Genomic DNA, 26,034 nt, shown 5'->3' with positions numbered 1-26,034 from the left:
CAGTCTTCTCTCGGTCTCGATGGGGTCTGCGACTACCAGCGGTAGTGCGCGAAGGCCTTGTTGGACTCGGCCATCTTGTGGGTGTCCTCGCGCTTCTTCACTGCTGCGCCGAGGCCGTTGGAGGCGTCGAGCAGCTCGTTCAGCAGGCGCTCGGTCATGGTCTTCTCACGGCGGGCGCGGGCGTAGCCCACGAGCCAGCGCAGCGCGAGAGTGGAGGCGCGGCCGGGCTTGACCTCGACCGGCACCTGGTAGGTGGCGCCACCGACACGACGGGACTTGACCTCGAGGGTCGGCTTGATGTTCTCCAGCGCGCGCTTCAGCGTGATGACCGGGTCGTTGCCCGTCTTCTCACGCAGGCCCTCCATGGCGCCGTAGACGATGCGCTCCGCGGTGGAACGCTTGCCGTTCAGCAGCACCTTGTTGATGAGGGAGGTCACCAGAGGAGTGCCGTACACCGGGTCGATGATGACCGGGCGCTTCGGGGCGGGGCCCTTACGAGGCATGCTTACTTCTCCTTCTTGGCGCCGTAGCGGCTGCGAGCCTGCTTGCGGTTCTTGACGCCCTGCGTGTCGAGGGAGCCGCGGATGATCTTGTAGCGAACACCCGGCAGGTCCTTCACACGGCCGCCGCGCACGAGCACGATGGAGTGCTCCTGCAGGTTGTGGCCCTCACCCGGAATGTAGGCCGTGACCTCGATCCCACTGGTCAGACGCACACGCGCGACCTTACGCAGGGCCGAGTTCGGCTTCTTCGGGGTGGTGGTGAAGACACGCGTGCAGACGCCACGACGCTGAGGGGAACCCTCAAGTGCGGGCGTCTTGTTCTTCTCGACCTTGTCCTGCCGGCCCTTCCGGACCAGCTGCTGGATCGTAGGCACAGTTTCTCCGGTTTCTGTGTGCCGTCTCGGTAAAACTAACCTGGGCCACATCCCCGACCCACGAGGTCGGGTGTGTCGGAGACTGCACGGTCTCGCGCTGAAACGAGGGACCTCTCAGGTGAAAGGCATGCAGATTCCGGTGCCGCCGACTCTTTTCCCGAGCGTCAGATCCGCTTACGGGAGCGCAGGGGGCACCCCAGGCACAAGGTCAGAGCGTACCTATCGCGTCGTCCCCGGTCAAAACAAGTATCCACGCAGCCGAAGTGCAGCTCGCAGGGGCCCTCAGCCCACGACGAACAGCATCAGCAGCGCGCCCAGTGCGATCCACAGCCAGCCGAGAACGAGCCCCACCGTCGCGGCGCCCTCGCCCTGCTCACCGGTACGCCTGATCTCGTTCCGCGCCTTGTGCCCGAGGATCACCGCGGGGATGGCCGAAAGCCCCCACACCAGCGGCGAGACGATCCCGCAGACCAGCGCCGCCGTCGCCGCGCCGTTCTGCGGCCTGTGCGGAGGAGCGTACGGGACGATCGGCTGCTGCTGCAGAGGCATCAGCTGCCCCTGCGGGTGCGGCTGGGGCCGTTGATAGGTGGGCGGCAGGGCGCTGGGGCCGTTGGGGACGTCCGCGGTGAGCTGCTGCAGCTCCTCGATCGTGCGCGCGGCCATGGCACGGCCGATGCGGTAGTCGTACTCGTCCTTCGTCAGCCTGCCCTCCGCGTAGGCGGCCTTGAGCACATCGCCCGCTCGGTCCCGGTCCGCGTTTCCCGCCAGCATCCGCACCACCCCCAGAACCTCATATTGCACAGAGGGCGGCCATCCCGGGTAGGGGTGACCGCCCTCTGTAGCAGAGCTATGACTTCGGCGCAGGCCGCCGGACCGGCTCAGGCGTTGTACGGCCCGTAGTCGTAGTCCTCGAGCGGAACGGCCTGGCCGGAGCCCGTACCGAACGGCGAGTAGTCGATGTCGTCGTAGCCGACGGCCGAGTACATCGCGGCCTTGGCCTCCTCGGTGGGCTCCACCCGGATGTTGCGGTAGCGGGACAGGCCCGTACCGGCCGGGATGAGCTTACCGATGATGACGTTCTCCTTGAGGCCGATCAGGGAGTCCGACTTGGCGTTGATCGCCGCGTCGGTGAGGACCCTGGTCGTCTCCTGGAAGGACGCCGCCGACAGCCACGACTCGGTGGCCAGCGAAGCCTTGGTGATACCCATCAGCTGCGGACGGCCGGAGGCGGGGTGGCCGCCTTCCTGCACGACCCGACGGTTCTCACCTTCGAACTTCGTGCGCTCCACCAGCTCGCCCGGCAGCAGCTCGGCGTCGCCGGACTCGATGATCGTCACGCGGCGCAGCATCTGCCGGATGATGATCTCGATGTGCTTGTCGTGGATCGACACGCCCTGCGAGTTGTAGACCTTCTGGACCTCGCCGACCAGGTGCACCTGGACCGCACGCTGGCCGAGGATGCGCAGCACGTCGTGCGGGTTGGTGGCACCCACCGTCAGCGCCTGGCCGACGCTCACGTGGTCGCCCTCGCCCACCATCAGACGTGCACGCTTCGACACGGCGTACGAGGTCTCGTCCGAGCCGTCGTCCGGGGTGACGACGACCTTCTTGGTCTTCTCCGTCTCCTCGATGCGGACCCGGCCGGCCGACTCGGAGATCGGCGCCACGCCCTTGGGCGTACGGGCCTCGAACAGCTCGACGACACGCGGCAGACCCTGCGTGATGTCGTCACCGGCCACACCACCGGTGTGGAAGGTACGCATCGTCAGCTGGGTGCCGGGCTCACCGATGGACTGGGCCGCGATGATGCCGACGGCCTCGCCGATGTCGACCAGCTTGCCGGTGGCCAGCGAACGCCCGTAGCACATGGCGCACGTGCCGACCGCCGACTCGCAGGTGAGGACCGAGCGGGTCTTGACCGTCTCCACGCCGTGCCGCACCAGCTCGTCGATGAGCACGTCGCCCAGGTCGGTGCCCGCCGGGGCCAGCACCTTGCCGTCGACGACGATGTCCTCGGCGAGGCAGCGCGCGTACACGCTCGTCTCGACGTCGTTCGCCTTGCGCAGCACGCCGTCGGCGCCCTTGGCCGCGATCTCCAGCTTGAGGCCGCGGTCGGTGCCGCAGTCCTCCTCGCGGATGATCACGTCCTGCGAGACGTCGACGAGGCGACGCGTCAGGTAGCCGGAGTCGGCGGTACGCAGAGCGGTGTCCGCGAGACCCTTACGGGCACCGTGCGTGGAGATGAAGTACTCCAGCACGGAGAGACCCTCACGGAACGACGCCTTGATGGGCCGCGGGATGGTCTCGTTCTTCGCGTTGGACACCAGACCGCGCATACCCGCGATCTGACGCATCTGCATCATGTTCCCTCGGGCGCCCGAGTCGACCATCATGAAGATCGGGTTCGTCTTCGGGAAGTTCTCGCTCATCGCCTCGGAGACCTCGTTGGTCGCCTTCGTCCAGATCGCGATGAGCTCCTGCGTGCGCTCGTCCTTGGTGATCAGACCGCGCTCGTACTGCTTCTGGACCTTCTCGTCCTGCGCCTCGTAACCGGCGATGATCTCCGGCTTGGCGTCGGGGACGACGACGTCCGAGATGGCGATGGTGACGCCCGAACGGGTCGCCCAGTAGTAACCGGCCGACTTCAGGTTGTCCAGCGCCGCGGCGACGGTCACCTTCGGGTAGCGCTCGGCCAGATCGTTGACGATCTGCGAGAGCTCCTTCTTGCCGACCGAGTACTCGACGTACGGGTACTCCTCGGGCAGCAGCTCGTTGAAGAGCGCGCGGCCCAGCGTCGTCCGCAGCCGGAAGCCGTCACCAGGCTGCCACTCGGGCTCGCCCTGCTCGGGCATCGGCGGCGTCCAGTCCGCCGGCGGCACGGAGCCGATCGGGAAGCGGATGTCGATCTCGGCCTGGAGCGAGAGCTCCCCGGCGTCGAAGGCCATGATCGCTTCGGCGGTGGAGTTGAACGACCTGCCGTCGCCGACCGTCTCGCGCTGCTCCTCGGTGGTGGTGAGGAAGAACAGCCCGAGCACCATGTCCTGCGTGGGCATGGTCACCGGACGGCCGTCGGCCGGCTTGAGGATGTTGTTCGAGGACAGCATCAGGATGCGGGCCTCGGCCTGCGCCTCCGCCGACAGCGGCAGGTGCACGGCCATCTGGTCACCGTCGAAGTCCGCGTTGAACGCGGTGCACACGAGCGGGTGGATCTGAATGGCCTTGCCCTCGACCAGCTGCGGCTCGAAGGCCTGGATGCCGAGACGGTGCAGGGTCGGTGCGCGGTTGAGCAGCACCGGGTGCTCCGCGATGACCTCTTCCAGCACGTCGTACACGACCGTGCGCCCGCGCTCGACCATGCGCTTGGCCGACTTGATGTTCTGCGCGTGGTTCAGGTCGACCAGGCGCTTCATCACGAACGGCTTGAACAGCTCCAGCGCCATCGCCTTCGGCAGACCGCACTGGTGCAGCTTGAGCTGCGGGCCGACGACGATCACGGAACGGGCCGAGTAGTCGACGCGCTTACCGAGCAGGTTCTGACGGAAGCGGCCCTGCTTGCCCTTGAGCATGTCGGACAGCGACTTCAGCGGACGGTTGCCGGGGCCCGTGACCGGGCGGCCGCGGCGGCCGTTGTCGAAGAGCGCGTCGACGGCCTCCTGGAGCATCCGCTTCTCGTTGTTCACGATGATCTCGGGCGCACCGAGGTCGAGCAGACGCTTCAGACGGTTGTTCCGGTTGATGACGCGGCGGTAGAGGTCGTTCAGGTCGGAGGTCGCGAAACGGCCACCGTCCAGCTGGACCATCGGACGCAGGTCCGGCGGGATCACCGGCACGCAGTCGAGCACCATGCCCTTGGGGCTGTTGCTGGTCTGCAGGAAGGCGGAGACGACCTTGAGGCGCTTGAGCGCACGGGTCTTCTTCTGGCCCTTGCCGGTACGGATGATCTCGCGGAGGCGCTCCGCCTCCTCGTCCAGGTCGAACGTCTCCAGGCGCTTCTGCAGAGCAGCGGCGCCCATGGAGCCGTCGAAGTAGGTCCCGAAGCGGTCGCGCAGCTCGCGGTAGAGCAGCTCGTCGCCCTCCAGGTCCTGGACCTTCAGGTTCTTGAAGCGCGACCACACCTCGTCGAGACGGTCGATCTCGCGCTGCGCGCGGTCGCGGAGCTGCTTCATCTCGCGCTCGGCGCCCTCGCGCACCTTGCGGCGGACGTCCGCCTTGGCGCCCTCGGCCTCGAGCTCGGCCAGGTCGGACTCCTGCTTCTTGGCCCGGGCCTCGAGGTCGGCGTCGCGGCGCTGCTCGATCTGCTGACGCTCGACGCCGACGTGCGCCTCCAGGGAGGGCAGGTCGCGCGTACGGCGCTCCTCGTCGACGTACGTGATCATGTACGCCGCGAAGTAGATGACCTTCTCCAGGTCCTTCGGGGCGAGGTCGAGCAGGTAGCCCAGACGGGACGGGACGCCCTTGAAGTACCAGATGTGCGTGACGGGCGCGGCCAGTTCGATGTGGCCCATCCGCTCACGGCGCACCTTGGCGCGGGTCACCTCGACGCCGCAGCGCTCACAGATGATGCCCTTGAAGCGGACGCGCTTGTACTTGCCGCAGTAGCACTCCCAGTCCCGGGTCGGACCGAAGATCTTCTCGCAGAAGAGTCCGTCCTTCTCGGGCTTGAGCGTGCGGTAGTTGATGGTCTCCGGCTTCTTGACCTCGCCGTGCGACCACTGACGGATGTCGTCGGCGGTGGCGAGGCCGATCCGCAGTTCGTCGAAGAAGTTGACGTCGAGCACTCTCGTCAATCCCTCTCAGGGTTGTGTCGATGAATGGTCTGAACGGGGTTTGGAGGCCGGAGCCTCCAGGCCCCCAGGGCCGAGGGGGAGGCCGGAACGCCTGGTGGTCGCGTTCCGGCCAAGCCCGTCAGACCTCTTCGACGCTGCTCGGCTCACGCCGGGACAGGTCGATACCGAGCTCCTCCGCCGCGCGGAAGACGTCCTCGTCGGTGTCACGCATCTCGATGGACATGCCGTCCGAGGACAGCACCTCCACGTTGAGGCAGAGCGACTGCATCTCCTTGATGAGCACCTTGAACGACTCAGGAATGCCCGGCTCGGGGATGTTCTCGCCCTTGACGATGGCTTCGTAGACCTTCACCCGGCCGGTGACGTCGTCGGACTTGATGGTGAGCAGCTCCTGCAGCGCGTACGCGGCGCCGTACGCCTCCAGGGCCCACACCTCCATCTCACCGAAGCGCTGGCCACCGAACTGGGCCTTACCGCCCAGCGGCTGCTGGGTGATCATGCTGTACGGGCCGGTCGAGCGGGCGTGCAGCTTGTCGTCGACCAGGTGGTGCAGCTTGAGGATGTACATGTAGCCGACGGAGATCGGGTCCGGGAAAGGCTCGCCGGAACGGCCGTCGAACAGGTGGGCCTTACCGGAGGGCAGCACCATCCGGTCGCCGTCGCGGTTCGGGACCGTGGCCTGGAACAGGCCGGTGATCTCGTCCTCGCGCGCACCGTCGAAGACCGGTGTGGCGACGTTCGTGCCCGGCTCGACGTCGTCCGCGCCGATCTGCTGCAGACGGCGCGCCCACTCCTCGTCGATGCCCGCAACGTTCCAGCCCTGGGAGGCGAGCCAGCCCAGGTGGATCTCCAGCACCTGTCCCGGGTTCATCCGGGACGGGACGCCGAGCGGGTTGAGGATGACGTCGACGGGGGTGCCGTCCTCGAGGAACGGCATGTCCTCGACCGGAAGGATCTTGGAGATGACGCCCTTGTTGCCGTGACGGCCTGCGAGCTTGTCACCGTCGGTGATCTTGCGCTTCTGGGCCACGTAGACGCGCACCAGCTGGTTCACGCCCGGGGGAAGCTCGTCCCCCTCCTCGCGGTCGAAGACGCGGACGCCGATGACCTTGCCGGTCTCGCCGTGCGGCACCTTCAGGGAGGTGTCACGGACCTCGCGGGCCTTCTCACCGAAGATCGCGCGGAGAAGGCGCTCCTCCGGGGTCAGCTCGGTCTCACCCTTCGGGGTGACCTTGCCGACCAGGATGTCGCCGGCCTCGACCTCGGCGCCGATGCGGATGATGCCGCGCTCGTCCAGGTCGGCCAGGACCTCCTCGGAGACGTTCGGGATATCCCGGGTGATCTCCTCGGGGCCCAGCTTGGTGTCGCGGGCGTCGACCTCGTGCTCCTCGATGTGGATCGAGGAGAGGACGTCGTCCTGCACCAGGCGCTGGCTGAGGATGATCGCGTCCTCGTAGTTGTAGCCCTCCCACGGCATGAACGCGACCAGCAGGTTCTTGCCGAGCGCCAGCTCGCCCTCGTCGGTGGACGGGCCGTCTGCCAGCACCTGTCCCTCGACGACGCGGGCGCCCTCGTCCACGAGCACCTTCTGGTTGAAGGAGGTGCCCTGGTTGGAGCGGGTGAACTTGGCGACGCGGTACGTGGTGTACGTGCCGTCGTCGTTGGTCACCGTGACGTAGTCGGCGGAGACCTCCTGGACGACGCCGTCCTTATCGGCCTTGATGACGTCACCGGCGTCGACCGCGCAGCGGTACTCCATGCCGGTGCCGACCAGCGGCGACTCGGTCTTGATGAGCGGCACGGCCTGCCGCATCATGTTCGACCCCATGAGCGCGCGGTTGGCGTCGTCGTGCTCGAGGAAGGGGATCATGGCGGTCGCGACCGACACCATCTGGCGCGGCGAGACGTCCATGTAGTCCACGTCGTCACCGGGGATCAGGTCGACCTCGCCGCCGCGGCGGCGGATCAGGACGCGGTCCTCGGCGAACCGCATCTCCTCGGTGAGCGGCGCGTTCGCCTGGGCGATGACGAAGCGGTCCTCCTCGTCGGCCGTCAGGTAGTGCACCTCGTCGGTGACGACGCCGTCGACGACCTTCCGGTACGGGGTCTCGACGAAGCCGAACGCGTTGACCCGGCCGTACGAGGCGAGCGAACCCATCAGACCGATGTTCGGGCCTTCGGGCGTCTCGATCGGGCACATGCGGCCGTAGTGCGAGGGGTGCACGTCACGGACCTCGAAGCCGGCCCGCTCACGGCTCAGACCACCCGGGCCGAGCGCGTTGAGACGGCGCTTGTGGGTGAGCCCGGAGATCGGGTTCGTCTGGTCCATGAACTGCGACAGCTGGCTGGTGCCGAAGAACTCCTTGATGGAGGCGACGACCGGCCGGATGTTGATCAGCGTCTGCGGCGTGATCGCTTCGACGTCCTGAGTGGTCATCCGCTCACGGACGACGCGCTCCATACGGGCGAGGCCGGTACGGACCTGGTTCTGGATGAGCTCGCCGACGTTGCGCAGGCGGCGGTTGCCGAAGTGGTCGATGTCGTCGGTCTCGATGACGATGTGGTCGCCCTCGGCCGACGTCGACTCCGTCTCGCCCGCGTGCAGCTTCACCAGGTACTTGATCGTGGCGATGATGTCGGCGGTGGTGAGCACGCCGGAGTCCAGCGACTCGTGCCCGCCGAGCTTCTTGTTGATCTTGTACCGGCCGACCTTGGCCAGGTCGTACCGCTTCGGGTTGAAGTACAGGTTCTCGAGCAGCGTCTGCGCGGCCTCACGCGTCGGGGGCTCGCCCGGACGCAGCTTGCGGTAGATGTCGAGAAGCGCGTCGTCCTGGCCCTGGGTGTGGTCCTTCTCCAGGGTGGCCCGCATCGACTCGTACTGGCCGAACTCCTCGAGGATCTGCTCGTTCGTCCAGCCGAGGGCCTTGAGCAGCACGGTCACGGACTGCTTGCGCTTGCGGTCGATGCGCACACCGACCATGTCGCGCTTGTCGACCTCCATCTCCAGCCAGGCACCCCGGGAAGGAATGATCTTGGCGGAGTAGATGTCCTTGTCGGACGTCTTGTCGATGGAGCTGTCGAAGTAAGCACCCGGCGAGCGGACGAGCTGCGTGACGACGACACGCTCGGTGCCGTTGATCACGAAGGTGCCCTTGCCGGTCATGAGCGGGAAGTCGCCCATGAAGACCGTCTGGGACTTGATCTCACCGGTCTCGTTGTTGGTGAATTCAGCGGTGACGAAGAGCGGAGCGGCGTAAGTGAAGTCACGCTCCTTGCACTCGTCGATCGAGTTCTTCGGCGGCTCGAAACGGTGGTCGCGGAACGTCAGCGACATCGACCCGGAGAAGTCCTCGATCGGGGAGATCTCCTCGAAAATCTCCTCCAGACCGGACTTGGTCGGGACGTCGTTTCCGCTTTCCAGCGCCGCCTCGACCCGGGACTTCCAGGCTTCGTTACCGAGCAGCCAGTCAAAACTCTCGGTCTGGAGCGCGAGGAGGTTCGGAACCTCGAGGGGCTCCTTGATCTTTGCAAAAGAGATACGCAGCGGGGCGGTGCTGGCGCCGTTGTTCGAATTGGCAGTCGAGGCAGTGCGCGAGGCGGCCAAGAGGGGGTCCTTCCGAGGGCTCGGACTCTCTACGCGCATACCGGTGGCCCCTGGTGACGGGCAGGGAGCAGCTAACAGGCAGCGCAAAGGGTCAGTGTAGCCACAAGGCCCACTGATGTCCAGAGCAGATTTCCGGGGACCGGGTAACTTCCCGGTCTCCGCCTCCAGCCGGTGGCAATCTCTCCTCCGGGGGGACCCCGTCCCTCGTTCCCTCCGGGAGGGCCCCCTAGTTGTTCATCTCCGCCGCGGCCCGTCCCGACGGCCTCGGATCGTCGGGGCGGAACGTGCTTGCCGCAACACTTCCCGCTTCGCCTTCGATCCATGCCTCGGAACACAGATCGATGTGTGGCGCGTCCCAGAGAATCGCGCGCCGAGTGCGGTTCGTCAAGGGCCCCACGAGCCCGAAGATCACCATACCCGCCCGTTCCGGGAGGCCCGCGAGCCTTCCAGGGACGCCGAAGGGCGACCACCCGGCTGGGTGATCGCCCCTGGCTGGAGAGTCATACGACTCGGCAGGTCACTTGACCTCGACGGAGGCGCCGGCGCCCTCGAGGGACTCCTTGGCCTTCTCGGCGGCGTCCTTGGCGACCTTCTCGAGGACCGGCTTCGGGGTGCCGTCCACGAGCTCCTTGGCCTCCTTCAGACCCAGCGAGGTCAGCTCACGCACGACCTTGATGACCTGGATCTTCTTGTCGCCGGCACCGGTGAGGATGACGTCGAACTCGTCCTGCTCCTCGGCGGCGGCGGCATCGCCACCACCCTGACCCGGAGCGGCGACGGCGACGGCGGCCGGAGCGGCGGCCTCGACGTCGAACTTCTCCTCGAACTTCTTCACGAACTCGGAGAGCTCGAGGAGGGTCATCTCGCTGAACTGCTCGAGCAGCTCGTCCTGGCTGAGCTTCGCCATGATGGCGGTCCTTCCACTAGTTCGGCTGGTGCCGTGTGTATGTATCGGCGGGCTTTCGGCCCGCTGCGGCCGGACGCGGTTGCCTACCCGGCCTCGACGGGAGCCGAATTACTCGGCACCGCCCTGCTCGACCTTGCTGCGCAGCGCGTCCGCGGTGCGGGCGAACTTCGTCAGCGGAGCCTCGAAGGTGGCCGCGGCCTTCGCCATGGACGCCTTCATGCCCCCGGCCAGCTTGGCGAGCAGCACCTCGCGGGATTCGAGCGCCGCGAGCTTGTTGAGGTCGTCGGCGCTGTACAGCGCGCCGTCGACGATCCCGCCCTTGATGACCAGGGCGGGGTTGTCCTTGGCGAAGTCACGGAGACCCTTCGCCGCCGCGACCGGGTCACCGGTGACGAAGGCGACGGCCGACGAGCCCTGGAAGAACTCGTCGAGCTCGTTGATCCCGGCCTCGTTCGCCGCGATCTTGGTCAGCGTGTTCTTCACCACGCGGTACTGGGCGTTCTCACCGAGCGAGCGGCGCAGCTCCTTGAGCTGAGCCACCGAAAGCCCGGTGTACGCGGTGACCACTGCGGCGTTGGAGTCACGGAACTTGTTCGTGATCTCCTCAACGGCGGCGATCTTGTCGGGAGCGACCTGGTCCCTCGCCATGAGCCTCGGCCTCCTTCCGGGTGATGAGGACCGCTCGGAAGGGGCTGGAACGACGAAACGCCCCAGCGCAGGCGCATGGGGCGTGGCTCGACCATGGCGACGTGCATGCCACGGGAGCTTCCTCATTCACCTACGCGGGTCGTCCGCAGCTAGCGGATCCTTCGGTCACCGTGCTCCCGATTGAGCAAGATGACGACCAGCGGTCTTTGGCTTCGTATGAGATTACGCGAACGTCCCGCCAGCTCCAAATCCGCTGCCGGGCCGCCCGCGTACTGCTTCTGCCTGCCGGGACTCCCCGGCCCGTGTCAGCTCCCCGAGCCGAGCACGTCCTCGAAGGAGAGCGTGTCGGACGCCGCCGGAGGCTCGACGTCGACCTCGGTGCCGTAGTCCGAGTAGTAGGCCGTCGAGTCCAGGTCGCCGTTCGTGCCCTTGGCCGTTTCCTGCTTCTTCACGAGCAGGTCGTCACCGTCGATCCACAGGTCGACCGTCTGGGTCTTGAAACCCTGCTGCTTCAGCTGGTCGGACAGCTGGTCCAGCTCCTTCTCGGTCAACTTCTTGGACTGCATCCGCGCCAGCTCGTCGACCTTGAGCGTGCCGCGGTAGTGGTCGGTCTCCTTGCCCTTGACCTTCTCGGCCCCGATCTTCTTCACCTTGCCGCTGGCCAGCAGCAGCTCCACGGAGCGGGCGGGGTTGTTGTTCTGCATCTGGTCCTTGATGAGCGCGCCCGACGGTCCCGCCTGCTCGGCGAGCTTGTCGTAGTCGTACTTCAGCCAGTGCTTGCCCTTGCCCGCCGTGGACGCGAAGTCGTCGCCCATGTTGAGGTACATGGCGTCCTCGGTGTACTTCGCCGGCATGGGCTTGCCGCTCGTCGGCAGCTTCTTGGCCGCGGCGCCCTGCTGCGTGACCGTCATCTCGGCGGTGGTGCCGCCGCCAGACCAGTCGAGCGCGCCCTCCGACTTCGTGGACATCTCGCCCTGCGGCGTGTGCTGCGTCTGCTCGGACTCGACCTTGGCCGAATCCTGCTCATCGGTGTTCTTCGACGCCTGCTTCAGCTCGGCGAGCACCGCCTGGGCCGGCGAGAGGTCGTCCTTGTCCGACCCGCCGCCTCCGGCGCTGTCGGAGCCGCCGCAGGCCGTGAGCCCGGCCATCAGAGCAACTGAGGCCGCAGCAGCGGCGATTCGAGCCTGACGCATCAGATCCCCCTGGTGTGAACTTGCACTGTCGGCGCACGAGCCTATCCCGCCCGTAGTCAGGACGTACAACGCCACTGGGCCCTGTCCTCCGCGGAGGACAGGGCCCAGTGGGTTCGGATCACGCCCGTGGCGCCGAGCTCGGCTCAGACGGCGGCCGGGTCCTCCTCGGTGAGGAGGTTGCGGGTGCGGTTGGGGTCGACCGGGATGCCGGGGCCCATCGTCGTGGTGATGGAGGCCTTCTTGACGTAACGGCCCTTGGCGGCCGACGGCTTCAGCCGCTGCACCTCTTCGAGGGCCGCGGCGTAGTTCTCGACGAGCTGCGTGTCGTCGAAGGAGGCCTTGCCGATGATGAAGTGGAGGTTCGAGTGCTTGTCCACCCGGAACTCGATCTTGCCGCCCTTGATGTCGTTGACAGCCTTCGTGACATCCGGGGTGACGGTTCCGGTCTTCGGGTTCGGCATGAGACCACGCGGACCGAGCACGCGGCCGAGGCGGCCGACCTTGCCCATCAGGTCCGGCGTGGCGACGACGGCGTCGAAGTCCAGACGGCCTTTGGCGACCTCGTCGATCAACTCGTCGGCGCCGACGATGTCGGCGCCGGCGGCCTCCGCGGCGGCTGCACGGTCACCGGTCGCGAAGACCAGGACCCGGGCGGTCTTGCCGGTGCCGTGCGGCAGGTTCACGGTGCCGCGGACCATCTGGTCGGCCTTGCGCGGGTCGACGCCCAGACGCATGGCCACCTCGACGGTCGCATCGAACTTCTTCGTGGAGGTCTCCTTGGCGAGACGGACGGCCTCGAGCGGGGCGTAGAGACGCTCCCGGTCGATCTTCGCGTCCGCTTCGCGGAAGTACTTGCTGCGCTTCACTTCTGCTCCTGACAGTGGCGTCGTGCGGCGCTCGCCTCACGACGGGTACGGAGTCGTGGTCCGGGCCTGCGCGGGCCCTCCCACAGGTCTGGGGCCGGTCAGCCCTCGACCGTCACGCCCATCGAACGAGCGGTACCGGCGATGATCTTCTCCGCCTGGTCCAGGTCGTTGGCGTTCAGGTCGGGCATCTTCGTGGTGGCGATCTCGCGCACCTGGTCACGGGTGATCTTGGCGACCTTGGTGGTGTGCGGGGTGCCGGAGCCCTTGTCCACGCCCGCGGCCTTCAGGATCATCTTCGACGCCGGCGGCGTCTTCGTGATGAACGTGAAGGAGCGGTCCTCGTAGACCGTGATCTCCACGGGGATGACCCAGCCGCGCTGCGACTCGGTCGCCGCGTTGTAGGCCTTGCAGAACTCCATGATGTTGACGCCGTGCTGACCCAGCGCCGGGCCAACCGGCGGGGCCGGGTTGGCGGCGCCGGCCTGGATCTGGAGCTTGATCAGCCCCGCGACCTTCTTCTTCTTGGGAGGCATGCTCTCTCCGGGTCTTTAGTGAGAGGTGATTCGCCTCCATCCGTCATCCGCATGGAGGCATACCGCACCACGATAGCCCGTACCGTGGTGCGCACTGAAACCGGCAGCTCAGACGGCCAGGAGGCCGCACAGGAGCTGCCGGAAGCGGTCGGTGCGACTCAGTTCTTCTGGATCTGGTCGAAGCTGAGCTCGACCGGGGTCTCGCGGCCGAAGATCTCGACGAGGCCCTTGACCTTCTTCGAGTCCGCGTTGATCTCGTTGATCGTCGCCTGCAGCGTCGCGAACGGACCGTCCGTGACCGTGACGGAGTCGCCCACCTCGAAGTCCAGCACCTGGACCTCGACCTTCCGGCCCGGGCCGCCCGCCGGCTTGCCCTCCTCGTCGGCCGCGGCGGCCTTGGCGGCCTTCTCCTCGGCTTCGGGGGCGAGCATCTTGACGATCTCGTCGAGGGTCAGCGGGTACGGGTCGTAGGCGTTGCCGACGAAACCGGTGACACCGGGGGTGTTGCGTACGACGCCCCAGGACTCGTTCGTGAGGTCCATCCGAACGAGGACGTAGCCCGGAAGCTTGTTCTGCCGGACGGTGCGGCGGTCGCCGTTCTTGATCTGGACGACCTCTTCCTGCGGCACCTCTGCCTGGAAGATGTAGTCCTCGACGTTCAGGGAGACGGCGCGCTGCTCGAGGTTCGTCTTCACGCGGTTCTCGTAGCCCGCGTAGGTGTGGATCACGTACCACTCGCCGGGAAGATGGCGCAGCTCGTCGCGGAGTTCCGCGACGGGGTCGGCGATCTCGGCCTCCTCGGCCTCGCCCTCGGCCGCCGCGCCCTCCTCGGCGGACCCGGCCTCGTCGGCCTCGTCCTTCTCGAGATCGGCTGCGGCCTCTTCCACGCCCGCTCCGGCTACGCCGGCGTCCGCCTGGTCCGCGCTGTCGTCCGCCGCCTCGACGATGTCGCGCGCGGTGTCGTCGCCCTCTGCAGGCTCGACGGCATCGTTCAGGTTCGGATCAGACACGTGGCTGCTTCTTCCTGGCTTCGTGGATTCCAACGTACGGAAAGCGCCGCGCAGCGGGGCCTGGCGGGCTCAGCCGAAAACGTACTTGATGGCCTCGGTGAACCCGTAGTCAATCACGCTCACGAAACCGATGATGATGACCACGAAGACGATCACCACGGAGGTGTACGTCGTCAGCTGCTGCCGGGTGGGCCAGACGACCTTGCGGAGTTCGGCGACGATCTGCCGGTAGAACAGAGCGAGGCGGCCCAGGGGGCCCTTCTTTCCACGCTTGCCCCCGCGACGGGGCCTGTCGCCCTCCGACGAGCCGCCGGGCTCGGGGACCTCGGTGGTATCCGTGATCTCCGTCACTCGTCCTCACCTGATCCGGGTCGTTGCCATGCGGCGTCCGGCCCGGCCACACGGCGGTGCAATTCAGTACGTACGCGCACACACGCCCTTTTGACGGTGTGTGGAGCAGGGCCGGAGGGACTCGAACCCCCAACCGCTGGTTTTGGAGACCAGTGCTCTTCCAATTGAGCTACGACCCTTTGCGATTCCCCAACTTACCGCATCGGAACGACTGCTCGGTGTTCGCGAGCCGAGAGGCGGTCGGGGCCAACGACGTAGGAGTGTACGTCCTCCACGGCCGGGCGTCGAACACGTAATGCTGCACACACAGCGCCGTCCCCGGTGCCGGGGGCAGGGGGCGTCTGGGAACATGCCCCTATGAGCGCTGCAACGCCACCTGCACAGTCCCCTACCGAACGACGCGTCTCGGCCCGCATCGGGTCGATCTCCGAATCCGCGACGCTCGCCGTCGACGCGAAGGCGAAGGCCCTCAAGGCCTCCGGACGGCCGGTGATCGGCTTCGGCGCGGGAGAGCCGGACTTCCCGACGCCCGGATACATCGTGGACGCCGCGGCCGAGGCCTGCCGTGACACCAGGAACCACCGGTACACGCCCGCCGGGGGCCTGCCCGAGCTGAAGGCCGCGATCGCCGAGAAGACGCTGCGCGACTCCGGCTACGAGATCGAGCCGGCCCAGGTGCTGGTCACCAACGGCGGCAAGCAGGCCATCTACGAGTCCTTCGCTGCCCTCCTCGACCCGGGCGACGAGGTCATCGTGCCGGCGCCGTACTGGACGACGTACCCCGAGTCCATCCGGCTGGCCGGCGGCGTCCCGGTGCCCGTCGTGGCCGACGAGACCTCCAACTACCAGGTCACCGTGGAGCAGTTGGAGGCGGCCCGCACGGAACGTACGAAGATGGTCGTCTTCGTCTCGCCCTCCAACCCGACCGGCGCGGTGTATCCGCGGGCCGCGGTGGAAGCCGTGGGGCAGTGGGCCGTCGAGCACGGGCTGTGGGTGATGACGGACGAGATCTACGAGCATCTCGTCTACGGCGACGCGGAGTTCACTTCACTCCCCGCCGTCGTCCCCGCCCTGCGTGACAAGTGCGTCGTCGTCAACGGCGTGGCCAAGACCTACGCCATGACCGGCTGGCGCGTGGGCTGGATCGTCGGGCCGAAGGACGTGATCAAGGCGGCGGGGAACCTGCAGTCCCACGCCACCTCCAACGTGAGCAATGTCGCGCAGGTCGCCGCGCTCGCGGCCGTCTCCGGCGATCTGGAGGCGGTGTCCGCGATGCGCACGGCCTTCGACCGCCGGCGCCGCACCATCGTGCGCATGCTGAACGAGATCGACGGTCTCTTCTGCCCCGAGCCGGAGGGCGCCTTCTACGTGTACCCGTCCGTGAAGGGCCTGCTGGGCAAGGAGATCCGCGGCAGGCGGCCCGCCACCAGCGTGGAGCTCGCGGAGGTCGTCCTCGAGGAGGCGGAGGTCGCGGTGGTTCCCGGTGAGGCCTTCGGCACCCCGGGCTACCTGCGGCTGTCGTACGCGCTCGGCGACGAGGACCTGGCCGAGGGCGTCTCCCGCATGCAGAAGCTGCTCGGCGAGGCCCGCGACTGACGCGGCGGACGGCAGGCACATTCCGAGGACGGTCCTCCGGCGTCGCCGGGGGACCGTCCTCATGTTCGGGCAAGCGCTCGTTCAGGGATGTGCGGCTTCCGGGCCGAGTGCGCGTACGGCAAAATCTGCGGATGGCTGTCCGAGATCTGCACGCCCTCCCCAAGGCTCATCTGCACCTGCACTTCACCGGTTCGATGCGTTCCTCGACGCTGCTGGAGCTCGCCGACAAGTACGGCGTCCACCTTCCGGCGGCGCTCAGCGGCGGTGAGCCCCCGAAACTGCGGGCGACCGACGAACGCGGCTGGTTCCGGTTCCAGCGCCTCTACGACATCGCACGCTCCTGCCTGCGCTCGCCGGAGGACATCCACCGGCTCGTGCGCGAGGCCGCCGAGGAGGACGTGCGGGACGGGTCGCGGTGGCTTGAGATCCAGGTGGACCCGACGTCGTACGCGCCCAGGCTGGGCGGCCTGATCCCCGCCCTGGAGACGATCGTCGAGGCGGTCGACGCCGCCGTCCGCGAGACAGGGCTGGGCATGCGGATCGTGATCGCCGCGAACCGCATGAAGCACCCTCTGGACGCCCGTACGCTCGCCCGGCTCGCCGTGCGCTACCGGGACCGCGGCATCGTCGGTTTCGGGCTCTCCAACGACGAACGGCGCGGCTTCGCCCGGGACTTCGACCGCGCCTTCGCCATCGCGCGGGACGGCGGACTGCTCGCCGCACCGCACGGCGGCGAGCTGTCCGGCCCGAGCAGCGTCCGCGACTGCCTGGACGACCTGCACGCCTCGCGCCTGGGACACGGCGTGCGGGCGGCGGAGGACCCCCGGCTGATGGCGCAGCTGGCCGAACGGAACGTGACGTGCGAGGTCTGCCCCGCGTCGAACGTCGCGCTCGGGGTGTACGACAAGCTCCAGGACGTACCGCTGCGCAAGCTCTGGGACGCGGGGGTGCCGATGGCGCTGGGCGCCGACGACCCGCTGCTGTTCGGGTCGCGCCTCGCGGCGCAGTACGGCATCGCGCGGGACACCCACGGCTTCACGGACAGCGAACTGGCGGAGCTGGCACGGCAGTCGGTCCGCGCGGCGGCGATGCCGGACCGGGTCCGCGAGGAGGTGCTCAGCGACATCGACAAGTGGCTGGCCGCAGGCTGATCTGCGGCGTGCGGAGGCGGGGAGGCCATGTGCGGGCGGGCGCCGACGGAAGTCAGGGGGCGGATTGGTGCATCGCCCGGCGCCCCCGCGCACGCGGAGAGGCCGCCAGGGCACCCGGCATGAGGGGCCGCGTGCCGGGTGCCCGTCCGTTCACAACTCGCAGCCGACCGTGACCGGTTCGTTGACCAGCGTGACGCCGAAGGTCTCACGGACGCCGTCGCGTACCTCACGGGCCAGTGCCAGCAGATCGGCAGTCGTGGCGTCGCCCCGGTTGGTGAGCGCCAGGGTGTGCTTGGTGGAGATGCGGGCGCGGCCCTTTCCGTACCCCTTGCCGAACCCGGCACGGTCGATGAGCCAGGCCGCGGAGGTCTTCGTGCGCCCATCGTCAGCCGGGAAGGCGGGAGCGGCGACATCGCCGCCGAGGCGTTCCGCGACACGGGCCTTGAAGGCGGTGAACTCGGCTTCGTCCAGCACCGGGTTGGTGAAGAAGGACCCGGCGGACCAGGTGTCGTGGTCCTCGGGGTCGAGCACCATGCCCTTGCCGGCCCGGAGCTTGAGCACCGTCTCCCGGGCCGTCTGCGCGGAGACCCGGTCGCCGGGCTCGACTCCGAGCACCCGGGCGGTCTCGGCGTACTTCAGCGGCGAGGAGAGCCCGTCCGCGTCCTCCAGCGAGAAGCGGACGCGGAGCACCACGTAGCGGGACGGGTCCGCCTTGAAGCGGCTGTGCCGGTAGGAGAACCCGCACTCCTCGTTGGAGAGGGTGACGGTCTCGCCGGCGCGGCGGTCGTACGCGACGACCTCGGTGATGGTGGAGGACACCTCCTGCCCGTACGCCCCCACGTTCTGGATGGGCGTCGCGCCCGCCGATCCCGGGATGCCCGCCAGGCACTCGACACCGGCGAGGCCGGCTTCGACAGTGCGGGCGACGGCGTCCGACCAGTTCTCCCCCGCGGCGAGTTCCAGGTCCGTGCCGGAGAGCGAGAAACCGGTGGTCGCGATGAGCAGGGCGGTGCCGGGGAAGCCTTCGTCGGCGATGACGAGGTTGCTGCCGCCTCCCACGATCAGCAGCGGGGTGCCTTCGGCGTCGGCCTCCCGCACGGCCGCGATCACCTGCTCGTCGGTGGCGGCCGTACGGAGGCGGGCAGCGGGGCCGCCCAGGCGGAAGGTGGTCAGCGGGGCCAGGGGGGCGTCATGGAGTTCCTGCACGCGCTCCAGCGTACGAGAGCCCGTACGGGGGCGCCGTCCTGGCCGGACGGCGCGCGCCCCGTCACGCGAGCCGCACCACCGCGCGGGACATGCCCAGGACCTTCTGTCCGGCGCTGCTCACCGTCAGATCCACGCGCACGGTGCGCTGCTCGTCGTCGAGCTTGGCCGCGACCTTGCCGTGCACCTCGATCTCGGCGCCCTTCTCGTCGTCCGGCACGACCACGGGCCGGGTGAAGCGCACGCCGTACTCCACCACCGCGGCCGGATCGCCCGTCCAGTCCGTCACGACGCGGATCGCCTCCGCCATCGTGAACATGCCGTGCGCGATGACGTCCGGCAGGCCGACCTCTTTGGCGAACCGCTCGTTCCAGTGAATGGGGTTGAAGTCTCCCGACGCTCCCGCATAGCGGACGAGGCGCTCGCGGTCGACGGGGAAGGTACGCGCGGGCAGTTCGGTGCCGACCTCGACGTCGGCGTACGCGATCTTCGCTGACATCAGGTCACGCTCCCTTTGTCTCCGCCGCTGGCGCATCGGCCTCGGGGCCGCGCGCCACCAGCTTCGTGTACGCGGTGACGACGAGTTCGCCCGCCTCGTCGTGCACGTCCCCCCGGACGTCGAGGATGTCGTTGCCCGCCATCGACCTGATCGCCTGGATGGTGGTCGAGACCGTGAGCCGGTCCCCCGGGCGCACGGGGCGCACGTGGACGAACTTCTGGTCGCCGTGGACGACCCGGTCGTAGTCGAGGCCCAGTTGAGGGTCCTCGGTCACCTGCCGGGCGGCCTTGAAGGTGATCGCGAAGACGAAGGTGGGCGGGGCGATCACATCGGGGTGGCCCAGCGCCGCTGCGGCCTCCGGGTCCGTGTAGGCCGGATTGGTGTCGCCGACGGCCTCGGCGAACTCGCGGATCTTCTCGCGGCCCACCTCGTAAGGAGGGGTGGGCGGATAGGTCCGTCCGACGAAGGACTGGTCGAGCGCCATGGGCGCGGCACCTCCTGAAGGCGATGGGTGAACCGTGTGCCGGGGCCGGGCGGGGCGGGCACGGGGAACGACGCGAGGCCGCCCCCTGAGCCGGGGACGGCCTCGTCGAAGGGCCTGGTTCAGCGCGTCTCGCGGTGCGCCGTGTGGGCGTTGCAGCGCGGGCAGTGCTTCTTCATCTCAAGACGGTCCGGGTTGTTGCGCCGGTTCTTCTTGGTGATGTAGTTCCGCTCCTTGCACTCCACGCAGGCCAGCGTGATCTTCGGGCGGACGTCGGTGGCAGCCACGTGAGTGCTCCTTGACGGACAGATGGGCTAGAACGCAGGAAGAGTAGCCGATCGAAGGACCGAACCCACAATCGGCTACATTCGGTGAAGTAGCGGTGACCGGACTTGAACCGGTGACACAGCGATTATGAGCCGCTTGCTCTACCGACTGAGCTACACCGCCAAGATGTGCGAACCCCCATCTTCCCGACGGGAGATCCCACACATCAGAGCCCCAAAACGGAATCGAACCGTTGACCTTCTCCTTACCATGGAGACGCTCTGCCGACTGAGCTATTGGGGCGAGCGGTGAAGACATTACACGCCTGACAGCCAAAGGTGAAATCCGTACAGGACCCGCCCAGGCCCCGTCCGGAGCCCTCCGCGCGCCGCCCGCGGAACGTCTCCGGAGGCCGGGCGAGGGGCCAACACCCGCTCGCACCACGTCAGTACGACTATTCCCCTCTTCCTCGCCGGTGCACTACGCGAGCCCTACTCTCGACTCACGCTGCGTGATCATGATCATCCGCCTACGTGGGGAGTGCGATGGCCGACAGCCAGCCACAGGAGCCAAGGGACGGCGACGGCCCCCGCGAGGAACCTCGTGACACCGGCGGGAGCAACGGCTCCTCCGGAGACGGCCGTACCGGCGGCGCGGGGAAGGACGCGGCCGGCAAGCCCGGCGGCCGGAGCGGCGCGGGGAAGGCACCCCGCCGGAAGGCCGCACGCGGCACCGGTTCCGGGGCGGGCGGCCAGCGCGAAGGCGGCACCGATAGCGCACCCGGCACCCGGACGGTGATGCTCTGCAGCGCCCGGCTCGCCGACGGCCGCACCGTCGACGTCCGCCTCGGCGACGGCCGCATCGAAGCGGTCGGTACGGCGGGCAGCCTCGCCGCAGGACCGCAACCGCCCGGCGGCACGCGCGTCGACCTCTCCGGCTACCTGCTCCTGCCCGCGCCCGCCGACCCCCACGCGCACTACGACACGGCGCTCACCGCCGTCCCGCCGCACTCCGACGGGCCGCCGCGCAGCGCCCCCGAGGACGTGCAGCGCCGTACGACCGAGGCCGCGCTGCTCCAGCTCGGCCAGGGCGCGACCGCCACCCGGACGCACGTGCACATCGGCGACGTCGCCGGACTCCGCTCGCTGGAGGCCGTACTGCAGGCACGGCGTGCGCTCCGCGGGCTCGTGGAGCTGAGCACGGTGGCGGTGCCGCGGCTGCTGACGGGCGTGGCCGGGGCCGACAACCTGTCGATGCTGCGGGACGCGGTGAAGATGGGTGCGACCGTCATCGGCGGCTGCCCCGACCTGGACCCCGACCCGGCCGGCTACGTGGACGCCGTCCTCGAGGTCGCCGCCGAGCACGGCTGCGGCGTCGACCTGCACACGGACGGCGACGACCCGGCCCGGCTGTCGAGGCTGGCCGCCGCTGCCGGCGGGCTGCGCCCGGGGGTGGCGGTCGGACCGTGCGCGGGGCTGGCCAGGCTGCCGCACAAGCAGGCCGCCCGGATCGCGGAGCGGCTGGCGGCCGCGGGCGTCACGGTCGTCTGCCTGCCGCAGGGCGGCTGCGGCGTGATGGAGCGCCCCTCGCCCGCGCTCCCGTCCCGTACTGCGCCCGTACGGCTGCTCACCTCGGCGGGCGTCCCGGTGGCGGCGGGGAGCGGAGCGCTTCGGGACGCCGCGAACCCCGTCGGCAGGGGCGACCCGCTGGAGGCGGCGTACCTGCTCGCGTCGCACGGCGAGGCACGTCCGGAAGCCGCCTACGACATGGTCTGCGGGCAGGCGCGTGCCGCGATGGGACTGCCGGAGGTACGGGTGGAGGCGGGCTTCCCCGCGGAACTGCTGGCCGTGCGCGGGACGGAGCTCTCCGGAGCGCTGTCCCTCGCGTACAGCCGGATCGTGGTGCACCGGGGGCGTGTGGTGTCGCGGACGAGCGCGGTGCGGGAGTTCTGCGACTTCACGGGGACGTCCGAGTTCGATCTGCCTCGTCAGTCGCAGGGCTGACGCGCGGTCATACGGCGGTGGCGGCTCTCGGCCGCGGCTCACGGGCCGCCGTCACGTCGCGCGACGCCGCCGGGGCTCGGAGGCGTACGGTCGAGGGCATGCGCACAGTCATCGCTGGAGGACACGGTCAGATCGCGCTGCGGCTGGAGCGGCTGCTCGCCGGGCGGGGAGAAGAAGTCGCGGGACTGATCCGCAACCCTGATCACGCCGAGGATCTGCGCGCGGCGGGCGCCGAACCCGTCGTGTGCGACCTGGAATCGGCCTCGCCGGACGAGGTCGCCTCGCACCTGGAGGGCGCCGACGCCGTCGTCTTCGCCGCCGGAGCGGGCCCCGGGAGCGGCGCCGGGCGGAAGGAGACCGTGGACCGCGCGGCGGCGGTGCTGCTCGCCGACGCCGCCGAACGCGCGGGCGTACGGCGGTACTTGATGATCTCGGCCATGGGCGCCGACGCCGGACTCACCGAGCCGCCTCCGGAGATGGACCCCGTCTTCGCCGTGTATCTGCGGGCAAAGGGCGCCGCGGACGACGCCGTGCGGGCCAGGAACGGTCTCGACTGGACGGTGCTGCGCCCGGGGCGCCTGACCGACGGCCCCGGCACGGGCCGCGTCCGGCTGGCGGAGAAGACCGGACGGGACGAGGTGCCGCGCGACGACGTTGCCGCGGTCCTGGGCGCGCTGCTGCACGCGCCGGGAACGGCGGGGCTCACACTCGAGATGATCAGCGGTGACACCCTCGTCGAGGAGGCCGTCGCGTCCGTCGCGGGCGGCTGAGCGCGGGGCGCCCGGGGCGGGCGCATGCGCGGAGTGGAGTGCTCAACTCCTCCGTCCCGCACGTAGTTTGAGCAGCTCGGCGTTGAACTGGGCGCCGGTCAGCAGTGCGAGGTTCGACATCCACAGCCAGATGAGGAAGACGACGATCCCCGCCAGGGACCCGTACATCCGGTGGTAGGTGCCCACGCGCGTCGCGTACAGAGCGAACCCGAGCGAGGCGACCAGCCACAGAAGCACGGCGAGCGCGCCGCCCGGCACCCTGTTGCGGACGCCCCGGGTGCCGGGCGGGCCGGTGCGGAAGAGGACCAGCACGAGAACCGCGGCGAGGCACAGCAGCAAGGGCCACTTCGCGGTGTTCCAGGCGTCCGCGGCCACCTCGTCCATGCCGAGCAGGCTGCCCGCCGTACGTGCGAGCTCGCCACTGAGAACCAGCACGAAGACGCTGGAGACGAGCAGCGCCAGGAGCGCGAGCGCCGTGAGGACGATGCGCGGCACCGTCCGCCACACCGGCCGGTGGTCCTGCACGCCGTGCATGGCGTGCAGCGCGCGGCGGAAGACGCTGAGATAGCTGGAGGCGGACCACAGCGACGCGGCCGTCCCGAAGACGGCCAGCAGCCAGGCGGCGCCGCGGCGTCCCGCCATGTCCTTCAGCGCGCCGGCCATGAGTTCCCCGGACTCGGCGGGCAGGACGGTGGTCACGCGGGTGATGAGCTGCTGCGTCGCGTCTGCGCCGGCGAGGCCCGTCGCCGAGACGGTGACGAGCAGCGCCGGGAAGATCGCGAGGACGGCGTAGTAGGTGAGCGCCGCGGCCCAGTCGGTCACGTCGTCATTCCAGATGGACACGGGCGTGCGGCGCAGCGCACGACGGCAGTCGGCGGCTCCCGGCAGAAACGCACGCGCGGCGTTTCGCACCTCTCCGCCGGACGCTCCATCGGACGCGTCTGTGGTCACTCTGCTCCTCCTCGCCCTGCCTGCTGTGCACCTGACGGAAGGCGCTGCGGACGGCTCGACTCGCGGACTCGCGTCCGCCCTGGTGCGGGTTGCGGCTGGTACGCGTCTGGCCGCCCGCGACGGGCGGGAAACATCCGGACGGCCGCCGGCGTGCCACGTCCCGCACGTGGATGTCCGGTGGTGCGTCACGTACCGGCGGGGAGCGCGGGGTCCGCCGCCCGGCGGGAGGCCGCGTCCTTGAGCGGCGGCACGGCCTTCGGTGGCGGCGGACGGTTCGCTGCGCTGAGCTTCGGAATGCCGTCCTGACCTGCGAGAACGTCTCGGGTAGCAGGCTGCCGACACTATGTCAGACTAGGACATAAGCACCTGAACAGGTGAAGGCAGACCTTGCAGGAGGAGGGTCTCGACATGGCAACTCATGCCGCCAGTGGTGGAGCGCATTCGGGCACCGCGGTGCGCCATACCGGCAAACCGACGACGATGTTCAGCGGCTGGACGAGGCTGGCCGGTGCTCTGATGTTCTTCGGCGGATTGCTCGCCGTTTCCTCCGGTGTCGCAGCCCTGCGCGAGGACGCCGTATTCGCCTCGACGAGCAACTACGCATTCGACTACAGCCTCACGGGCTGGGGATGGGTCCATCTCTTCCTCGGCGCCGCCATAGCGGTGGCGGGCCTCGCCGTGATGATGACGGGGGCCACGTGGGCACGGTGGATCGGCATTGTGCTGGCCGGTCTCGGCATGATCGCGAGCTTCATGTGGCTGCCCTACTTCCCGCTCTGGGCAGTGATCACGCTGGCGATAGACGTGTTCATCATCTGGGCTCTGTGCGCGGGAATGAACACACGATCACAGGCGTCCACCTAGCAACCCGAGCGACGGTCCCGGGCCGGACGTGCCGGCCCGGGACCGTTCCGCTCCGTGGCCGCTCGCGGTAACTCGCGGGCGGCCACGGGCTGTTGAGGGGCGCGTCCGGGCGGGGCGGCGGGAGCGGTCTTCCTCATGGGCGCACATGGGTGCGGGCGAGTTCCTTGAGCGCCATCCGGGCCGCGGGCGTACCGGCGGGGGTCTGCCAGTAGGGGTGGTCGGCGATGAGGCGGGAGAGCTGCTGCAGCCGCCGTCGGTGCCCGGTCGTGCCTTGGTCGGACGCGGCGTTCGCGAGCCGCCAGTACGTGGCGTACCAGGCCGTCTGGGCCTCCAGGAGATCACGAGGGAAGGCGTTGGCATCCATGCCGTCGAGTAGATCGTATGTTCGATTTTCTACACAACGGGGCGCGCGGGATTCACCGTCGCACGAGCAGGAGCTGCGAACTCGACAGCGGGATTGCGAACACGGCTAGTTCGTGGCAGTGCGACAGAACCGACGTCCCGTGGCCCTGCTGATTCGCCGTGCAGCATGCGGAGTTGCTCGGCGTCCGGTCAAAGGTGCGTGCACGCTCAGGAACGACGACCGCCGCATCGACGTAGCCACCGGCTGTCAGATCGCGCTGCCAGACTCCTCAGCATGGCCGTCTTCTACGACTACTTCAGCGCGCCCGATGACCGAGCAGCGGCATCAGCCTTTGCGGAGGGGCCTGAGGACGCCGGTTTCGACACGGTCTGCGTCAAGGCGATCGACCCCGCTGTCCTGCTCAGTCAGGCGGTGGCACTGCTGGTTCGTGAACCCTTCTCGCGGGTCATCGAATATCCCCGGTTCTGTGACCTGGTGACGAGCCCAGAGGCAGAGAACATCTGCGTCCTTACTCTTCCCGACGAGATGCGCGACGCCTTGGCGGCGGCACCCTGCGAACGGCTGGCGGAGATCTGCATACCGTGGGCGCAGGCGGAGGAGTTCCACGGTGCCACCGATCCCGGCTCACTCGCGGACTTCCTCAACGAGCTTGCAGCAGTGGCCGGACGGGCTCGGCCCCTCGCCCACAGGCTCTACTGCCGCGTGCTGGTCTGACCGCGCTGCAGCACGAGTCATGCTGCCGCGAGCAGCAGAAGAGGCCAGTGACCGCATACTTGCTGGTCACTGGCCTCTTCTGGGCTGTGGCGGCGCCAGGATTCGAACCTGGGAAGGCTGAGCCGGCAGATTTACAGTCTGTTGCGGAGACGTACGCTGACCTGGGGATTGTCCGGTGCACGGAGCCTCTGCCCCACAGGAGCCCCACCGGACCGCCCAGACGTCCATCTCATGCCAATCGCTGGCCAACGACCGGGCGGGGAAGCTGCTCTCCCTCCTGAAATCGCAGACTCTTGATGGGTTTCCCGGAGACCCACGCGTTCCATGCCTTCAGGTAGAGACCCAACTGGGCGCGAGAGTCCGTACGCCGCCGCCGCGACGAGATGCTTCTGAGT

At 68.6% G+C, this 26,034-nt stretch carries 24 protein-coding genes and 4 tRNA genes; 6 read left to right on the top strand and 22 right to left on the bottom strand.

Annotated features, from left to right (window positions below):
* Window positions 1-32: 32 nt before the first annotated feature.
* The 13 genes from rpsG to H181DRAFT_RS26695 form a co-directional block, all read right to left on the bottom strand.
* Window positions 33-503, bottom strand: a complete 471-nt coding sequence (rpsG, locus tag H181DRAFT_RS26755; protein WP_045867030.1) for a 30S ribosomal protein S7 — start codon at window positions 501-503, stop codon at window positions 33-35.
* A 2-nt stretch (window positions 504-505) separates the two neighbouring features.
* Window positions 506-877 (bottom strand): 30S ribosomal protein S12, encoded by a 372-nt coding sequence (gene rpsL, locus H181DRAFT_RS26750; protein ID WP_003948652.1) that lies wholly within the window; start codon window positions 875-877, stop codon window positions 506-508.
* A gap of 282 nt (window positions 878-1,159) precedes the next feature.
* Window positions 1,160-1,648, bottom strand: coding sequence for a DUF1707 and DUF4190 domain-containing protein (locus H181DRAFT_RS26745; protein ID WP_045867082.1), 489 nt, complete (start codon window positions 1,646-1,648; stop codon window positions 1,160-1,162).
* 107 nt (window positions 1,649-1,755) lie between these two features.
* Window positions 1,756-5,655, bottom strand: coding sequence for a DNA-directed RNA polymerase subunit beta' (locus tag H181DRAFT_RS26740; RefSeq protein ID WP_045867029.1), 3,900 nt, complete (start codon window positions 5,653-5,655; stop codon window positions 1,756-1,758).
* Between the two features lie 127 nt (window positions 5,656-5,782).
* Window positions 5,783-9,268, bottom strand: coding sequence for a DNA-directed RNA polymerase subunit beta (gene rpoB / locus H181DRAFT_RS26735; protein ID WP_045867028.1), 3,486 nt, complete (start codon window positions 9,266-9,268; stop codon window positions 5,783-5,785).
* Between the two features lie 517 nt (window positions 9,269-9,785).
* On the bottom strand, window positions 9,786-10,175 hold the full coding sequence (gene rplL / locus H181DRAFT_RS26730) for a 50S ribosomal protein L7/L12 (protein ID WP_045867027.1): 390 nt from the start codon (window positions 10,173-10,175) through the stop codon (window positions 9,786-9,788).
* Window positions 10,176-10,283: 108 nt separating this feature from the next.
* Window positions 10,284-10,823, bottom strand: a complete 540-nt coding sequence (rplJ, locus tag H181DRAFT_RS26725) for a 50S ribosomal protein L10 (RefSeq protein ID WP_045867026.1) — start codon at window positions 10,821-10,823, stop codon at window positions 10,284-10,286.
* A 305-nt stretch (window positions 10,824-11,128) separates the two neighbouring features.
* Window positions 11,129-11,971: an SCO4651 family lipoprotein gene (locus H181DRAFT_RS26720; RefSeq protein ID WP_254666984.1), complete on the bottom strand. Its 843-nt coding sequence runs from the start codon at window positions 11,969-11,971 to the stop codon at window positions 11,129-11,131.
* 188 nt (window positions 11,972-12,159) lie between these two features.
* Complete coding sequence (gene rplA, locus H181DRAFT_RS26715; RefSeq protein WP_045867024.1) at window positions 12,160-12,882, bottom strand: 50S ribosomal protein L1; 723 nt, start codon at window positions 12,880-12,882, stop codon at window positions 12,160-12,162.
* A gap of 98 nt (window positions 12,883-12,980) precedes the next feature.
* Window positions 12,981-13,415: a 50S ribosomal protein L11 gene (gene rplK / locus H181DRAFT_RS26710; protein WP_028433846.1), complete on the bottom strand. Its 435-nt coding sequence runs from the start codon at window positions 13,413-13,415 to the stop codon at window positions 12,981-12,983.
* 158 nt (window positions 13,416-13,573) lie between these two features.
* The gene (gene nusG, locus H181DRAFT_RS26705; RefSeq protein ID WP_045867023.1) at window positions 13,574-14,425 is read right to left on the bottom strand and encodes a transcription termination/antitermination protein NusG; all 852 of its coding nucleotides are present in this window, start codon (window positions 14,423-14,425) and stop codon (window positions 13,574-13,576) included.
* A 69-nt stretch (window positions 14,426-14,494) separates the two neighbouring features.
* Window positions 14,495-14,767, bottom strand: coding sequence for a preprotein translocase subunit SecE (secE, locus tag H181DRAFT_RS26700; RefSeq protein WP_368073305.1), 273 nt, complete (start codon window positions 14,765-14,767; stop codon window positions 14,495-14,497).
* Between the two features lie 115 nt (window positions 14,768-14,882).
* Window positions 14,883-14,955, bottom strand: a tRNA-Trp gene (locus H181DRAFT_RS26695).
* 178 nt (window positions 14,956-15,133) lie between these two features.
* Here H181DRAFT_RS26695 and H181DRAFT_RS26690 point away from each other — a divergent pair.
* Window positions 15,134-16,372: a pyridoxal phosphate-dependent aminotransferase gene (locus H181DRAFT_RS26690; protein WP_045867021.1), complete on the top strand. Its 1,239-nt coding sequence runs from the start codon at window positions 15,134-15,136 to the stop codon at window positions 16,370-16,372.
* A gap of 131 nt (window positions 16,373-16,503) precedes the next feature.
* The gene (locus tag H181DRAFT_RS26685; protein ID WP_045867020.1) at window positions 16,504-17,523 is read left to right on the top strand and encodes an adenosine deaminase; all 1,020 of its coding nucleotides are present in this window, start codon (window positions 16,504-16,506) and stop codon (window positions 17,521-17,523) included.
* A 150-nt stretch (window positions 17,524-17,673) separates the two neighbouring features.
* Here H181DRAFT_RS26685 and H181DRAFT_RS26680 read toward each other — a convergent pair whose 3' ends face one another.
* The 6 genes from H181DRAFT_RS26680 to H181DRAFT_RS26655 form a co-directional block, all read right to left on the bottom strand.
* A complete protein-coding gene (locus tag H181DRAFT_RS26680; RefSeq protein WP_045867019.1) occupies window positions 17,674-18,729 on the bottom strand; it encodes a UDP-N-acetylmuramate dehydrogenase in 1,056 nt (351 codons plus the stop codon).
* A gap of 61 nt (window positions 18,730-18,790) precedes the next feature.
* Entirely contained in the window at window positions 18,791-19,225 is a 435-nt protein-coding gene (locus H181DRAFT_RS26675; RefSeq protein WP_045867018.1) for a MaoC family dehydratase, read from the bottom strand.
* 4 nt (window positions 19,226-19,229) lie between these two features.
* Complete coding sequence (locus tag H181DRAFT_RS26670) at window positions 19,230-19,709, bottom strand: MaoC family dehydratase N-terminal domain-containing protein (RefSeq protein WP_045867017.1); 480 nt, start codon at window positions 19,707-19,709, stop codon at window positions 19,230-19,232.
* 119 nt (window positions 19,710-19,828) lie between these two features.
* A complete protein-coding gene (gene rpmG, locus H181DRAFT_RS26665) occupies window positions 19,829-19,993 on the bottom strand; it encodes a 50S ribosomal protein L33 (protein WP_003948671.1) in 165 nt (54 codons plus the stop codon).
* A 90-nt stretch (window positions 19,994-20,083) separates the two neighbouring features.
* Window positions 20,084-20,156 (bottom strand) — tRNA-Met (locus H181DRAFT_RS26660).
* A gap of 47 nt (window positions 20,157-20,203) precedes the next feature.
* A tRNA-Thr gene (locus H181DRAFT_RS26655) sits at window positions 20,204-20,276 on the bottom strand.
* Window positions 20,277-20,518: 242 nt separating this feature from the next.
* On the opposite strand from H181DRAFT_RS26655, the gene H181DRAFT_RS26650 reads away from it, so the two are divergent.
* Window positions 20,519-21,976 carry an amidohydrolase family protein gene (locus H181DRAFT_RS26650; protein ID WP_254666983.1) on the top strand — a complete coding sequence of 486 codons (1,458 nt, stop codon included), beginning with the start codon at window positions 20,519-20,521 and terminating at the stop codon, window positions 21,974-21,976.
* A 98-nt stretch (window positions 21,977-22,074) separates the two neighbouring features.
* Window positions 22,075-22,746 (top strand): SDR family oxidoreductase, encoded by a 672-nt coding sequence (locus tag H181DRAFT_RS26645; protein WP_045867080.1) that lies wholly within the window; start codon window positions 22,075-22,077, stop codon window positions 22,744-22,746.
* Between the two features lie 42 nt (window positions 22,747-22,788).
* Here H181DRAFT_RS26645 and H181DRAFT_RS26640 read toward each other — a convergent pair whose 3' ends face one another.
* Window positions 22,789-23,568 carry a YihY/virulence factor BrkB family protein gene (locus H181DRAFT_RS26640; protein ID WP_368073303.1) on the bottom strand — a complete coding sequence of 260 codons (780 nt, stop codon included), beginning with the start codon at window positions 23,566-23,568 and terminating at the stop codon, window positions 22,789-22,791.
* A 537-nt stretch (window positions 23,569-24,105) separates the two neighbouring features.
* On the opposite strand from H181DRAFT_RS26640, the gene H181DRAFT_RS26635 reads away from it, so the two are divergent.
* The gene (locus H181DRAFT_RS26635) at window positions 24,106-24,561 is read left to right on the top strand and encodes a DUF7144 family membrane protein (RefSeq protein ID WP_045867015.1); all 456 of its coding nucleotides are present in this window, start codon (window positions 24,106-24,108) and stop codon (window positions 24,559-24,561) included.
* Between the two features lie 133 nt (window positions 24,562-24,694).
* Here H181DRAFT_RS26635 and H181DRAFT_RS26630 read toward each other — a convergent pair whose 3' ends face one another.
* Window positions 24,695-24,925 (bottom strand): hypothetical protein, encoded by a 231-nt coding sequence (locus tag H181DRAFT_RS26630; protein WP_045867014.1) that lies wholly within the window; start codon window positions 24,923-24,925, stop codon window positions 24,695-24,697.
* A gap of 273 nt (window positions 24,926-25,198) precedes the next feature.
* Here H181DRAFT_RS26630 and H181DRAFT_RS26625 point away from each other — a divergent pair, with 273 nt between their 5' ends.
* On the top strand, window positions 25,199-25,639 hold the full coding sequence (locus H181DRAFT_RS26625) for a hypothetical protein (protein ID WP_045867013.1): 441 nt from the start codon (window positions 25,199-25,201) through the stop codon (window positions 25,637-25,639).
* A gap of 87 nt (window positions 25,640-25,726) precedes the next feature.
* Here the strand turns inward: H181DRAFT_RS26625 and H181DRAFT_RS29590 are convergent.
* A tRNA-Tyr gene (locus H181DRAFT_RS29590) sits at window positions 25,727-25,832 on the bottom strand.
* Window positions 25,833-26,034: the final 202 nt, after the last annotated feature.

The sequence above is a fragment of the Streptomyces sp. WMMB 714 genome, assembly GCF_900090125.1.
Classification (GTDB): domain Bacteria; phylum Actinomycetota; class Actinomycetes; order Streptomycetales; family Streptomycetaceae; genus Streptomyces; species Streptomyces daqingensis.
The sequence above is the reverse complement of the archived record's forward strand: the minus strand, read 5'-3'. Positions and strand labels throughout refer to the sequence as shown.